Genomic DNA, 13111 nt, shown 5'->3' with positions numbered 1-13111 from the left:
GGCCAGTCGTTAAGTGAATAGCAGATTCAGCCGTTACGTGGTGCTGGGTGTTGCCTTATTGCCATGCTGCTTACGCTGCATAATGAAGAGCGCCGCGCCAATGGCAAGGCCTGCAATATCGCTGTATATGCCGCCATAAATCATAAACATCGCACCGACCAGCATGACCACACGCTGTAGCGTGTTAACCGGCCCAAAGAACCATGCTTGCACCATGCCTGAAAGCAAGATGATCCCCAATGTTGCGGTAACACCAACACGAAGTATCTGCAGGGGCGAACCTTCCATCAGCATGGCGGGGCTATAGAAGAACATAAACGGCACGATAAACGCTGCCAGACCAATCTTGAACGAAGCGACCGAGGTGCCCATGGGATTATCCCCAGAGATACCGGCGGCTGCGTAAGACGCAAGCGCCACAGGCGGGGTAATTGCTGAAACCACTGCGAAGTAAAACACGAAGAAGTGGGCGACGAGTGGTTCGATACCAATGTTGATCAAACCCGGTGCCACGACCGAGGCCGCCACGGCGTACGCCGCGGTGGTAGGCATACCCATTCCCAACAAGATACTGATCAGCATGGCAAACACCAGTGCCAGCAGTTGGCTAACACCGGCAAGGCCCAGCAGCAGCGATGAGAAGCGAGCGCCAACGCCGGTGAGCGAGATAACGCCTACAATTAAACCCGCGCAGGCACACACCGCGATGATCTGGATGGACATCGTACCGGCTAGCTGAAGGGCCCTTAAAATAGCGCGAATGCCCATTTTGTTAGGCGAGATCCAGCTAACGACCGCCGCTGAAGCGGTGGCTAGCGTACCGGCGCGAATCACCGAGTAGCCCATAAAGAGGGCGGCAATAAGAATAATAATCGGCGCAAACAGGTAGACCTGTTTAACCAGCTTCGAGAATAGCGGAATCTCATCCTTACGCATTCCCCGCATGCCCTTACGCGCAGCTTCAAAATCCACCATGAAGTAGATAGAGGCAAAGTAAAGGATGGCAGGAATCAAGGCGGCAACGGCGATATCGGTGTATGGAATGCCGGTGACCTCCGCCATGATGAAGGCACCTGCCCCCATGATGGGAGGCATAATCTGTCCACCGGTAGAGGCTGCTGCTTCAATGGCACCTGCACTGCGCGCTGGGTAACCCACTTTCTTCATTAATGGAATGGTAAGTGAGCCGGTAGAAACAACGTTCCCTGCAGAGGTACCGTTGATCATCCCCATTAAGCCAGACGCAAAGATAGACACCTTAGCGGGGCCTCCGCGGGCACGGCCAGCGGCTGCAAAGGCGAAGTTGACGAAGTAATCGCCTACCTTAGAGGCCTGTAGAAACGCCGCAAAAATAATGAACAGAATGATGTAGGTTGACGATACGGCGGTGGTGGGGCCAAGAATACCCGCATCGGTATACACCTGACTGAAAAAGCGCTGCACAGACAAACCGGGGTAGCCTAAAAAACCCGGTAGGTGCTGACCTGTAAAAACGTAGGTCAAAAAAACCGCGGAAATGACCACCAGTGCCAAACCGGCCACGCGGCGAGTAAGTTCTAGAATCAAGAGTGACCCCGCAATGGCCGCCCATGAAATGCCAGGAGGTGCGAACGAGGTGCCGGTCGACATGCGCATATTGGTGTTAAAGGCCATTAATAAATAGCCTGCACTGGCAATAGCGCACACCATCAGCACTAAGTCAGCCGGGTTGAAGCGGTGACGCGCCTGACGATAGAACCAGGACAGTACAATCGCCCCTGCGGTGGTAGCCATTAGCGGGTAGCCGTAGTGCAGGGTCTCAATGCTTGGGTCGATGCGCATAGCGCCGCCACTCAGTGTCTGCTGCATCAAGAACACTTGTACCAGGGAATAAATGGCGGGGATTAGTAGTGCATAGCTCACCCACTTGAGCCAGGCAGGAGAAGCCTGCTGGTCATCTTCAGCGAAGCGGGCGCCCGCATACAATCCGTACCCTAAAATCAGCGCACCGGCAATGTGTACGATGCGAAACGACCAAGTCTCCATTGGGTACACATTGAGCGAAAACAGGTGAAAGCCGGAATAGCCAATGGCTAAAGCGGCGAATAAAAAGAACTGCCAACCAACAAACACACGGCGGTTGGACTCGACAACCTCTTCATCGACACCCTCGGCGATTGACTCGGGTATCGATGAAGCAGTCTGGGCATCATCCTTGAAGCCGCTGGGATCTTGGTCGGTTTTGTGACTCATCAGAGGTCACCCTCACAGCAAAAGCAGGGAAAAGGGAAAAAATACTGCCCCGCCCGACTATCGGGAAACAGGGCAGCGGGAAGAGACGTATGGCTTAGTTAATCATGTCATCTTCGATTTCGTAGCCATTCTCTTCGTACCAGCGTGCAGCACCCGGGTGGAAGGGCAGTACGGTGTTGTGCACGATGTTTTCCGGAATGGTGGTTTCAGCGCTGCGGTGAACAGAGCGCATGCGGTCGTTGTTTTCCATAGTGGCTTTGGTGACTTCATAAACGAAGTCTTCCGGCAGATCACAACCCGCAATGGCAAAGTTCCACATGGAAACGGCACGAGCATCTTCTTCAAGCGTGGTGTAGGTGCTAGCGGGAATAGAGAACTCAGCGACGGGGAAGTTCTCCAGCACCGTGTTCATCTCTTCTTCGGTAAACTCGATAATGTTGACATCGGTTTGAACTTCTAGCTGGCTAACCGCAGGGATCGGAATGCCCGCAGCGAAGGCGATAACATCAAGCAAGCCGTCTTGAAGTTGGCCGCCCAAGTCAGACCAGCCGCCATTACGGCGATCAAACTCTACGCCCAGCGTTTCGAGAATAGCCGGGAAGTAGGTGTCTGAGGTAGACGCTGCCGGGCCAAAGCCAATGCGAGCGCCGGCCGGAATGTCAGAAATAGATTGGATGCCGGAGCTTGAAAGCGCAGTAATGGAGAACGGCGTTTCATACATGGGGAATAGCGCACAAACATTGTCCATCTGAAGGCCTGGCGCGAGGGGGCTTTCACCGTTAACAGCGTCGGACGCTGGGCCCATCGTGGTGAGGCCAAAGGCCATGTCGCCGCTATGTACCAGCGCCAAGTTCTGCGTAGGGCCGCCTGTGACTTCGCCACCACCGGAAACACCCAGTTCGTCTGAAATGAAGTTGGCCCAGCCAGAGCCATAAACAAAGTAAGTACCGCCTTGGCTTGCGGTACCTACGGTGAAGTTATTGGGCCAATCGGAGCGGTCTGCGTGGGCAGAGCCTGCAGCCAGTAGCGCGCTGCTGGCAAGAAGAGCAAACGTTTTAGGCATCATGTTGCGCATGGCGAGGTTTCCTAAGCTGTTATTGAATTATCGTCTGGCGGGTATGCAACGCCAGTAGCTTTATCGTTAAGCAGTCTTTAGGAAGCGAGAGTTATGCCACATGCCGTTTATCTTTTATTAATCAACGGGTTGATTTTTTTGCATTAAACTTTGGTAGAAATTCAAATCGCGGAGAGTGTCTGGTTTCACGCACACATCGATGGATGGCTGTGCGGTTTTTCACACATAGAGAGGGTGGCTAAAGATATAAAGCCTTTAACATCCCGCTACGCACAAGCAGCCTCTTAGATTAAGAGGCCACTGTACCGTAGCAGAGAACGGGCGATTAGGTCGTCTTAGCGTTTCTTGCCAGGGTCTAGAATGCGTACCGGTTGAATATCCTGGGTTTTTTGCTCGTCACGCACTTGGTTCACGCGTGTGGTCAGCTCGGGTGCCGATTCATCCTCAATGGGTAACTGTTCGAAGAAGTCGCAGTTAATGCATTCCCGATAGCGGATGTTGTTTTGTTCCCAGGCGCGGATTCGATCCATCGCGGCACAGCGTGGGCAGGTTACCCCGGCGATAAAACGTTTTACGCTTGACATAGTAAACTCCATTAGCGCGCGACGGCATTCGGGCCGTCGCGCTGGGCAATGACAGGAAAGGTACTGGCTAAGCCGCTCGTATCCCGCTATGGCGCAACAGCGGCTCAACGCTGGGCTCGCGGCCACGGAAACGGCGGAATAGCTCTGCCGCATCCTGGGCACCGCCCTGTTCTAAAATTTCTTGGCGAAAACGTTGGCCTGTGTCAGGGTCAAAAATTCCAGCCTCTTCAAAAGCGCTCCAGGCATCGGCGGAGAGTACTTCCGCCCATTTATAGCTGTAGTAGCCTGCTGCGTATCCGCCGGCGAAAATATGACTAAAGCTATTCTGGAAGCGGTTAAACCCTACCACGGGGACAACGGACGTTTGGCTGCGTATCTCATCTAACAGCGTCTGCACATCGCTGGCGCTGGGCGCCGTCAGCTCATGGTGAAGGCGTAAATCGAAGAGCGAAAACTCGATTTGGCGCACCATGCTCATCGCCGACTGGAAGTTTTTAGCGGCCTGCAGGCGCGCTAAGAGCTCCGCCGGTAGCGGCTCACCAGTATCGACATGCTGGGCGAGCAGGTCTAATCCTTCACGCTCCCAGCAGTAGTTCTCCATAAACTGGCTGGGTAGCTCAACGGCATCCCAGGCGACGCCGTTAATACCCGACACATCGGCAATCTGCTGCTTGGTCAGCATATGGTGTAAGCCGTGACCAAACTCATGAAAAAGCGTCGTCACTTCATCGTGGGTGAGCAGTGCGGGTTTGCCGCCCACCGGTGCGGTAAAGTTACAGGTCAAAAACGCAACGGGTAGCTGTAGGCCGTCGCCCATTTGGCGGCGCACTCGGCAGTCGGCCATCCAGGCGCCGCCACGCTTACCTTCGCGGGCATAAAGATCCAGGTAGAAACCTGCAATGGGCTTGCCCTGCTCGGTAATTCGGAAGAAGCGCACGTCACTGTGATAGCTCGGTGCGGTGTTGTCTTCTTTAACTTGAACGCCAAAAAGGCGCTCAACGACCTGGAAGAGCCCGTCTACCACGCGTGGCGCTGGAAAATAGGGGCGCAACTGCTCTTGGGAAATAGCATGACGCGCTTCACGCAGTTTCTCGCTCACATAAGCCACATCCCATGGCTCAAGGGTGTCGATCTCAAGCTCCTCGCGGGCATAAGTACTCAGCTCGGCAAACTCTTCTTTCGCCTGAGGAACCGCGCGGCGAGCAAGGTCGTTTAAGAAGGTAAGCACCTGCTCGGGTGAGTCTGCCATTTTGGTGGTTAGCGAGTAATCGGCGTAGGTATCAAAGCCTAGCAGCTCGGAGACTTCATGGCGCAGGGCCAGAATCTCTTCCAGAATTGGCGCATTGTCGAACTTGCCAGCGTCCGGGCCTTGGGCTGAAGCGCGGGTAACAAACGCCGTATACACCTCACGGCGCAGCTCGCGGTTATCGGCATAGCTGACAACAGGAAAAAAACTGGGGAAATCAAGCGTAATGCGGTAGCCCTGCACGCCTTTTGCTTCAGCGGTCGCCTTTAGCGTATCAAGCGCACTTTCCGGCACGCCGGATAGCTCATGCAGATTTTCAATATCTTTATGCCATGCCTGGGTGGCATCCAGGACATTGTTGGAAAACTGGTTAGAAAGGGTTGAGAGGCGTGCCTGAATCTCACCATAGCGGGCTTTTTTATCAGCAGGTAGATCGACACCCGCTAGGCGGAAATCGCGTAGGGCGTTATCGACTGTGCGCTGCTGCGCGGTATCAAGCTGTGCCCATTGATGCTCTTTTAACGACTGCCAGCCGTGAAATAGCCCTTCATGCTGGCCAACCCAGGTACTAAAGGCTGACAGCTGCTCCAGACACGCTTGGTAGGCGTCGCGCAGTTCAGGCGTATTCATGGTGCCATTAAGGTGCGAGACCGGTGACCATGCCTTGGAAAGGCGATCATTCACCGCTTCCAGCGGCGCCGCAAAATTTTCCCACGTGGGCGGGGTGCTCGCTGCCTGTTGGGCAAGGTGGTCGATCGCTTCACGGCTTTCGCTAAGCAGTGCTTCTATGGCGGGCACCACGTGCTCGGCGCGAATCTCGGCGAAAGGGGGGAGTTCATGGCTCTCTAGCAGCGGGTTGCGGGACATAGGCACCTCAATGGCATCGTTGTAAAACGTTTAGGGGGCGCATCAAACGCGCGATAATGATGACACAGTGTGGGCAGGGGAGCGCTCTTTCAATGCCAAGGTTTGGCCTGGGCGAAAGCGCCTGCTAGTCTTGCCGCCTTTTAGTGCCACTAACGGCAGGAGCATACAATGAGTGAAACGCTAGAGCGCTGGGGGTCGAATCGGGCCTTTATCTTAGCGGTAACCGGGGCGGCGGTGGGGCTAGGCAACATCTGGCGCTTCCCTTATGTGGCCGGCGAAAACGGTGGCGCGGCTTTTTTATTGATTTATGTCGCGTTTGTACTGCTGCTGGGTATTCCGGTGATGATGGCGGAAATTTTAATTGGTCGCGCAGGCCGGCGTGGCCCCATGCAATCGCTGGGCGCGCTCGCGGCTGAGGCGGGGGCTTCTCGCCACTGGCGTTGGCTGGGGTTATTTGGTGCCTTTACGGTGTTCTGTATTTTGTCGTTTTATTCGGTGGTCTCGGGTTGGTCGATCGAATTCTTAGTGACCTCGATAAACGGTAATTTTGAGGGAGCAAGCGCTGCGGATGTTGGCGCCGGATTCGAGGCCTTCTTAGCCAACCCTGGCCTGCTGGTTTTTAACCACTCGCTGTTTCTTTTCATGACCATGACGGTAGTAGCTGCCGGTGTTGCCAAAGGGCTTGAGCGATTAAATAACTTATTAATGCCACTGCTATACGGCTTGTTGCTGCTGCTGGCGGTTTATGCAACCACCACCGACGGGTTTGGTACTGCGCTCGCTTGGCTGTTTTTGCCCTCGTTTGGTGATGTCACGACCAGCGTTATACTCCATGCCATGGGCCATGCTTTTTTCACGCTTGCGGTTGGGGCGTGTGCCTTAATGGCATATGGCGCTTATATGCCCGATGAGCAAAGCCTGCCCAAGGCGGCTTTCGCTGTGGCGGTGCTGGATATTAGCGTGGCGTTGCTAGCGGGTATTGCCATCTTTTCGGTGGTGTTTGCCCAAGGCTTAGACCCGGCGGATGGCCCAGGTCTCATGTTTGTTACGCTCCCCATTGCGTTTTCTGAGCTACCTTGGGGGTCGCTGTGGTTAAGCGTGTTTTTCTTACTGCTGCTGCTTGCCACCTGGACATCGGCGATTAACCTGGCTGAGCCTATGGTGTCCACGCTGCAGGGCCTTGGTTGGCGGCGAAGTATAGCAACGGCGGCGGTCGCGCTCAGCGTGTGGTTGATCGGCTTGCTATCAGCTTTCTCGTTTTCAACCCTGGCAGACTTCAGGCCGCTGTTTGGACGTAACGTATTTGAGCTGGTAAGCAGTATTCCCCCTGATATCTTCCTCCCCATGGGGGGGCTGTTGATCGCGATTTTTGCCGCATGGGTGATGCCACAAGCGCGTGTTATCAGCGCCTTGGGCACGGGGGAGCGCGGCTATTTACTATGGCGTACAACGATTCGCTGGGTGTCGATTCCGCTGACATTTATCGTCTTATTAGGAGGGTTGCTATAGTGCGCCTTCCAGCCCTTTTATCCCGTTAAGGAGATAACCATGAGCCATGCCTTACGACCCTATCAAGGCGTTTCGCCGCAACTTGGCGAGCGTGTCTATATTGATCCAGCAAGCGTCGTGATTGGCGATGTGGTGTTGGGTGATGACTGCTCGGTGTGGCCGATGACCGTTATCCGCGGTGATATGCATCGGATTCGTATTGGTGCGCGAACCAGCGTGCAGGATGGCAGCGTGCTGCACATTACCCACGCCAGCGATTTTAATCCTGAGGGTTTTCCGCTCACTATTGGCGACGATGTGACCATTGGCCACAAGGCCATTTTGCACGGCTGCACCCTGGGCAGCCGCATTCTGGTAGGCATGGGCGCCATTGTGATGGACGGCGCAGTGGTTGAGGATGAGGTGATTATTGCCGCTGGCGCAGTGGTAACGCCAGGTAAGCGGCTTGAGAGTGGCTATGTGTATGCTGGTAACCCCGCTAAAGCACTGCGCCCGCTTAAAGATAAAGAGCGCGCTTTCTTCCCCTACACGGCAGGTAACTATGTAAAGTTAAAGGAGTCGTTTCTTGCCCAGGCGGCAGACTAATCAGAAGGCCTAAATAGTTGGCTAACCACTCTTTTTTCTAACGCAATCGTGTTGCGGCAGCCGAGAATCTGTTAATTTATCCAGTTTTCTAGGGTGCCGCGTTATGGCTAACTTTCGCACGCATATAACGGTAGCAGCAGCGGGCGGCACGCTACTCGCTTATATGGGCTGGCAAGCAGAGTGGTGGCCCGTCAGTCAGGCGCTTTTGGTGATTGCGCTGGTCGCGTTTGGCGGCATTTTGCCCGATATCGATGCTGACCGTTCCCGCTCTATTCGGTTGATTTTTAATCTACTTTCGGTGCCTTCGCTGGTGCTGGGCGTGCTGCTGTTGCAGCCTTGGCTAACACCCGGGTTACTGCTGGTTGCCTGCGGCGGGATTTACTTCTGTGTACGTTATTTAGCCGCGGTGCTGTTTTCACGCTTTACGGTGCATCGAGGTATCTGGCATTCACTCATGGCGGCAGGGCTGTGCGCGCTGGCCACGGCTGCGCTGAGTTTTCATTTGCTTGCCCAGCCAGCCTGGTTAGCGTGGAGCCATGGGGCAGCGGTACTGTTCGGGTTTATTATTCACTTGAGTTTGGATGAGCTGTTTAGCGTTGACCTGGAAGGCGCGCGTTTAAAGCGCTCTTTTGGCACCGCGCTAAAGCTGGGTGATAGCCGCCGTCCGCTTTCCAACCTATTAATGTTGATCGCCATGCTCACCCTGGTGCCCTGGGCTCCGCCCTGGGGAGTGTTAGCGGAGCTGTTTCATCAAGGCTCGCTATTGTGGCGGTAGTCACCAGCGTTTAAGCCATGTTTTTTGAGCTTGTCGTAAAACGTTTTGCGGGGGATGCCTAAGTGGTGGCAAACATCCGTCACTCGCCCTTGGTGTCGCGCTAGCGACTGGCTAATCAGGCTCTTTTCAAATAGCTCTATTTGGCGGGGTAGCGTTGGCTCTTGGGTATCGGCGGCGACACCCTCCAGCAGAGCATCAAGGCGATAATCAAACGCGGCTCCCAGCAGTACATAGCGCTCAGCTAGGTTGCGTAGCTCACGCACATTGCCAGGCCAGTCGTGGGCTAAGAGGGCGGCAATGGCGTGGCTGTCTAAAGTGGGCGCTTCAAGCCCGCTGCGGTTAGCGGCCACCACGGCAAAGTGTTGAAACAGTAGGGGAATGTCTTCTCGCCGTTCGCGCAGGGCTGGTAGCGGTAGGGTGACCACGTTTAGTCGGTAGTAGAGGTCTTCGCGAAAGCGCCCCTCCTCAGCGGCAACTTTAAGATCGACTTTGGTGGCGGCAATCACGCGAATATTGAGTGGCACTGCTTCGTTGGCGCCTAGCCGCTCCACGCTGCGCTCTTGAAGCACCCGCAGCAGCTTGACCTGAAGTGCCAGTGGCATGGACTCAATCTCATCTAAAAAGACGGTGCCGCCGTTAGCGTGCTCAAACTTACCAATACGCCGTTCAACCGCGCCGGTAAACGCGCCTTTCTCATGGCCGAACAGCTCGGACTCGATGGTGTTTTCCGGCACCGCGCCGCAGTTGATGGCCATAAATGGGCTGTTGCGCCGGGCGCTACGCTCATGAATCGCACGGGCCACGAGGTCTTTTCCAGTCCCGGTTTCGCCAAACAGCAGCACATCGGCTTCGACTTGGCTAATGCGCTGAATCATCGCGGCAAGGCGTGAAATGACCGGCGTGCGGCCGACCAGTCGAGGACCAAGAGCGGCTTGCTGAACTTCCAGCTCCGCTTTAAGGCGTAAGTTTTCGAGGCTTAGCTGGCGCTTTTCGATTCCGCGTCTTACCACATCCAATAACTGATCGCCCGCGAAGGGCTTTTCTAGAAAGTCCCAGGCACCTGCGCGCATGGCTTCTACGGCGGTCGAAATATCGCCGTGACCGGTAATCAGAATAATCGGCAGCGTGGCGTCGCGGCTGTGTAGCTCATGCAACAGCGCCATACCGTCCATTCCTGGCATGCGAATATCGCTCACAATGACCCCAGGAAAATCATTCGGCAGCGCGGCAAGCGCCTGTTCGGCGGACTCAAAGCAGTAGGGCGTATAACCAGCAAGTTCGAGTGTTTGGCTGGCGGTGATGCGCAGGTGCGGTTCGTCGTCAATCACCATCACCGGCAGCGTCGACGGCTCATGCATGGTTATTATTCTCCTTCACTGTTGGGGCCGTAAACGAGTCAGGCGGCGACGAGTAAGGCAGTGTGACAGTGAAGCATGCGCCGCCAGTAGTGTGATTGCTGGCCTGCAGCTTGCCTCCTAGGTCGTCCATGATACGTGAGGAGATGGAAAGTCCTAGCCCTAATCCGCTGCCCGGCGCCTTGGTGGTAAAAAAGGGCTCAAAAATCTGCCCTATATGCTGCGTGGCAATACCAGGGCCATTATCGGCAACGCTGATGACCACCTGCTCTCTGATCACCTCAGCGCTAAGCATGAGTACTGGCGATGGGGTCTCTTTCATGGCCTGCAGCGCATTGCCAATAAGGTTAACCAGCACTTGCTCCAGGCGCACTAAATCAGCGTTTACCCAAAGTGTTTCTTCCGGCCAGTACTGTTGCACCTGGACGCTACCCTCTTTCAAACGGCTGTGAAACAGGCGTAAGGCGTATTCGATGCAGGCTTGTACGGAGATGGTCTCCTGCCGCTCACTGCTTTTGCGGGAGAATTGGCGTAGCTGGGCGCTAATGTCCGCCATCCGTTGAGTAAGCTCGACAATTTGTTCTAGGTTGGCGTCGGCTTTTTCAACCCGAGCAAGCTCAATAAACCGCCGAGCATTCTCAGCGTAGGCGCGAATGGCCGCTAAAGGCTGGTTGAGCTCGTGATTAATACCCGCAGCTAGTTGGCCGAGCACGGCCAGTTTGGCTGCTTGAATCAGTTCATCTTGGGTTTGACGCAGGCTTGCTTCAGCGCGGCGGCGCTCTTCAATTTCGCCGGATAAGCGCTGGTTGCTGGCGACTAAATCCCGAGTGCGGCGTTCAACGCTCACTTCAAGCTCATCACGTACTCGGGCCAAGGTTTGTCGTTCACGCTCTGCAAAGGCCTCTCGCTCACGGCGTAACCGCAAACGTTGCCAGCCAATACCACCACCCAGGGCAACAATGCCGTAAAGCCCGCCGGCCATTAAGGCTGCTATCCACTGGGCGCTGATGACCGGTGTTAAGGGTTTGAGAATATGCATCTGCCAGCCAAACTCAGGAATAGGGCGTGTGAGACTTAAATAGCGCTCACCGCTTAGCGGCCCATGGGAGAAGCTGACGAGGTTGCTGCCTGGCCCGTAGGGCATGCCCATTTCAATGCCGGAAGGCACCAGTGGCTCCATAGCGTAGCGCCGCGTGGCTCTTAATGCGTCACGCTCTTCATCGCTTAACGGGTGGAGAGCATTCATACGCAGCGCTGGGTGGCTAGCCATGAAGATGATGTTGTCGCTGTCGGTCACCAGCAGTTCAGCATCTTGTTCGGCCCAGCTGGCTTCGACATCATCCAATAAAACTTTAATGACCAGCACGCCGTCGGGCTGTGCATCCGGTGACGTGTCATCTAGCCAGACCGGAGAGGAAAAGTAGTAGCCGCGCTCAAGGGATTGGACGCCTAGCCCGTAAAAGCGACCCTGCCCGCCCTTAATCGCATCCGTGTAGTAGCTACGAAACGCGTAATTTTGGCCAATAAACGTATTGGGGCGGTGCCAGTTACTCGCGGCGAGAGTATCGGCGTTTCGATCGAGTAGATAGATATCTGACACCCCAGCGGTGAAGCGAAAGCGATCAAGCAGCAGGTTGAGCGGCATTGGGTCTTGGCTCTCTGGAGAGGCAAGAAAGCGCTGAATCCCTTCCCGGGTGGCGAGCATCTGGGGCAGGTAGTCATAGCGCAGCAGGTAGCCATTTAGGTTGGCGGCTGATAAGCGCAGCTCGTTTTCTGCGTCGTTCTGTAGCGTGCTTAGCGCCTGATCACGGGCCAGCAGCGATGCCTGCCACATGCAGACGAGCAGCCCCAGGGGGATCGCTATCACCCACAGCAAACGCCAACGTAGCGGCGGGCGAGTCATGCGGGCGTGCTGGTGCCTTGGGCACGGCGTAGGGCTCGCTGGGCGCGGGTTTCTGCACGGGCCATTTCCAGTAGACCTTCTTCAACGTATACCAAATGTTCGTGGGCACGTGCGCGAGCATCTTCGGCTCGCCCTTCTAAAATCGCATCCAGTAGGGCGCGGTGCTGTTTCATCAATTGGGTGCGGGAGTCTGGCTTGGCAAACAGATGCGCTAAGTTATCCACGATGCTCTGCTCTAACAAGTGGAAAATTCCACGTATTGTATGGAGTAGCAGTACGTTATGGGCCGCTTCAGCAATGGCTAGGTGGAAGGCGGCGTCTAACTTGGCTTCTTGGACTGGGTTAGTGCCCACGAAGCCTCCATCAAGCTCTTCAAAGCGCTGAATCAAGACGGCTTTATCTGCAGGTGTCGAGCGAAGAGCGGCATAATAAGCAGAAATACCCTCCATGGCGTCGCGAAACTCCAGCAGATCGAGGTGAAACTCATTGTGGCGAGACATCATCTCTAATAGCGGGTCCGTGTAACCATTATTTAGCGTTTCATTGACAAACGTGCCGCCACCCTGGCGGCTGGTGAGCAGGCCGCGGGCCGCAAGCTTTTGAATTGCCTCTCGAAGCGAGGGTCGAGATACCCCAAAACGTTCGGCAAGCTCGCGCTCTGGTGGCAAGCGCTGCCCAGGCTTCAGGCTGCCTTCCAGGATCATCGCTTCAAGTCGTTCAGTAATTACATCGGCTAAGCGCTGTTGGCGGAGCGGTGGGTAAGTCATTAGTGAGAGTCCCCGTAATTGGTAAGACCAATAGTAGGGGCTTCGATGGTTTGTCTCAAGAGTAAAAAGCTAACAAATTAATGGCTAGCGTTACTGTTTATGCGGTTTGAAACTAAAGTATATAGCTGAAAAGCGCTATAGAGCGTGATGCTGGTTTGACATAGCGGTAGCCTCTCACTAATGTTGAGTCTTATTTTTTGTAAATTGGTAAAA

The 13111-nt window shown here is 55.0% G+C and carries 10 protein-coding genes; 3 read left to right on the top strand and 7 right to left on the bottom strand.

Annotated features, from left to right (window positions below):
• Positions 1-33: 33 nt before the first annotated feature.
• The 4 genes from LOS15_RS13685 to prlC all read right to left on the bottom strand — a co-directional run bounded on the left by LOS15_RS13685 (position 34) and on the right by prlC (position 6004).
• Positions 34-2232 carry a TRAP transporter permease gene (locus LOS15_RS13685; RefSeq protein ID WP_263066493.1) on the bottom strand — a complete coding sequence of 733 codons (2199 nt, stop codon included), beginning with the start codon at positions 2230-2232 and terminating at the stop codon, positions 34-36.
• A 94-nt stretch (positions 2233-2326) separates the two neighbouring features.
• Complete coding sequence (locus LOS15_RS13680) at positions 2327-3307, bottom strand: TAXI family TRAP transporter solute-binding subunit (protein ID WP_263066492.1); 981 nt, start codon at positions 3305-3307, stop codon at positions 2327-2329.
• A 335-nt stretch (positions 3308-3642) separates the two neighbouring features.
• The gene (locus tag LOS15_RS13675; protein ID WP_263066491.1) at positions 3643-3891 is read right to left on the bottom strand and encodes a YheV family putative zinc ribbon protein; all 249 of its coding nucleotides are present in this window, start codon (positions 3889-3891) and stop codon (positions 3643-3645) included.
• Positions 3892-3958: 67 nt separating this feature from the next.
• Positions 3959-6004, bottom strand: a complete 2046-nt coding sequence (prlC, locus tag LOS15_RS13670; protein ID WP_263066490.1) for an oligopeptidase A — start codon at positions 6002-6004, stop codon at positions 3959-3961.
• Between the two features lie 168 nt (positions 6005-6172).
• On the opposite strand from prlC, the gene LOS15_RS13665 reads away from it, so the two are divergent.
• The 3 genes from LOS15_RS13665 to LOS15_RS13655 all read left to right on the top strand — a co-directional run bounded on the left by LOS15_RS13665 (position 6173) and on the right by LOS15_RS13655 (position 8873).
• Positions 6173-7513 carry a sodium-dependent transporter gene (locus tag LOS15_RS13665; protein ID WP_263066489.1) on the top strand — a complete coding sequence of 447 codons (1341 nt, stop codon included), beginning with the start codon at positions 6173-6175 and terminating at the stop codon, positions 7511-7513.
• A gap of 39 nt (positions 7514-7552) precedes the next feature.
• On the top strand, positions 7553-8098 hold the full coding sequence (locus LOS15_RS13660) for a gamma carbonic anhydrase family protein (RefSeq protein ID WP_263066488.1): 546 nt from the start codon (positions 7553-7555) through the stop codon (positions 8096-8098).
• 103 nt (positions 8099-8201) lie between these two features.
• Positions 8202-8873 carry a metal-dependent hydrolase gene (locus LOS15_RS13655; protein ID WP_263066487.1) on the top strand — a complete coding sequence of 224 codons (672 nt, stop codon included), beginning with the start codon at positions 8202-8204 and terminating at the stop codon, positions 8871-8873.
• On the opposite strand, the gene LOS15_RS13650 is transcribed toward LOS15_RS13655, so the two are convergent.
• The 3 genes from LOS15_RS13650 to LOS15_RS13640 are packed head-to-tail and all read right to left on the bottom strand — an operon-like array spanning position 8849 to position 12898.
• Positions 8849-10231, bottom strand: coding sequence for a sigma-54-dependent transcriptional regulator (locus LOS15_RS13650; RefSeq protein ID WP_263066486.1), 1383 nt, complete (start codon positions 10229-10231; stop codon positions 8849-8851). The two genes, LOS15_RS13655 and LOS15_RS13650, sit on opposite strands and share 25 nt — an antisense overlap.
• The gene (locus LOS15_RS13645) at positions 10224-12131 is read right to left on the bottom strand and encodes an ATP-binding protein (protein WP_263066485.1); all 1908 of its coding nucleotides are present in this window, start codon (positions 12129-12131) and stop codon (positions 10224-10226) included. Before LOS15_RS13645 ends, LOS15_RS13650 begins: the two co-directional genes overlap by 8 nt.
• Positions 12128-12898 (bottom strand): GntR family transcriptional regulator, encoded by a 771-nt coding sequence (locus LOS15_RS13640; RefSeq protein ID WP_263066484.1) that lies wholly within the window; start codon positions 12896-12898, stop codon positions 12128-12130. The genes LOS15_RS13645 and LOS15_RS13640 overlap by 4 nt, the downstream gene beginning before the upstream one ends.
• Positions 12899-13111: the final 213 nt, after the last annotated feature.

This window comes from Halomonas sp. 7T (assembly GCF_025643255.1).
In the GTDB taxonomy this organism is placed as follows: domain Bacteria; phylum Pseudomonadota; class Gammaproteobacteria; order Pseudomonadales; family Halomonadaceae; genus Vreelandella.
The sequence above is the reverse complement of the archived record's forward strand: the minus strand, read 5'-3'. Positions and strand labels throughout refer to the sequence as shown.

Excerpts from the sequence above, each read along its gene's own strand:
- LOS15_RS13680 (WP_263066492.1), bottom strand. The coding sequence starts at position 3,307 with ATGCGCAACATGATGCCTAAAACGTTTGCTCTTCTTGCCAGCAGCGCG.
- LOS15_RS13645 (WP_263066485.1), bottom strand. The coding sequence starts at position 12,131 with ATGACTCGCCCGCCGCTACGTTGGCGTTTGCTGTGGGTGATAGCGATC.
- LOS15_RS13665 (WP_263066489.1), top strand. The coding sequence starts at position 6,173 with ATGAGTGAAACGCTAGAGCGCTGGGGGTCGAATCGGGCCTTTATCTTA.
- LOS15_RS13650 (WP_263066486.1), bottom strand. The coding sequence starts at position 10,231 with ATGCATGAGCCGTCGACGCTGCCGGTGATGGTGATTGACGACGAACCG.
- LOS15_RS13685 (WP_263066493.1), bottom strand. The coding sequence starts at position 2,232 with ATGAGTCACAAAACCGACCAAGATCCCAGCGGCTTCAAGGATGATGCC.
- LOS15_RS13660 (WP_263066488.1), top strand. The coding sequence starts at position 7,553 with ATGAGCCATGCCTTACGACCCTATCAAGGCGTTTCGCCGCAACTTGGC.
- LOS15_RS13675 (WP_263066491.1), bottom strand. The coding sequence starts at position 3,891 with ATGTCAAGCGTAAAACGTTTTATCGCCGGGGTAACCTGCCCACGCTGT.
- LOS15_RS13640 (WP_263066484.1), bottom strand. The coding sequence starts at position 12,898 with ATGACTTACCCACCGCTCCGCCAACAGCGCTTAGCCGATGTAATTACT.
- prlC (WP_263066490.1), bottom strand. The coding sequence starts at position 6,004 with ATGTCCCGCAACCCGCTGCTAGAGAGCCATGAACTCCCCCCTTTCGCC.
- LOS15_RS13655 (WP_263066487.1), top strand. The coding sequence starts at position 8,202 with ATGGCTAACTTTCGCACGCATATAACGGTAGCAGCAGCGGGCGGCACG.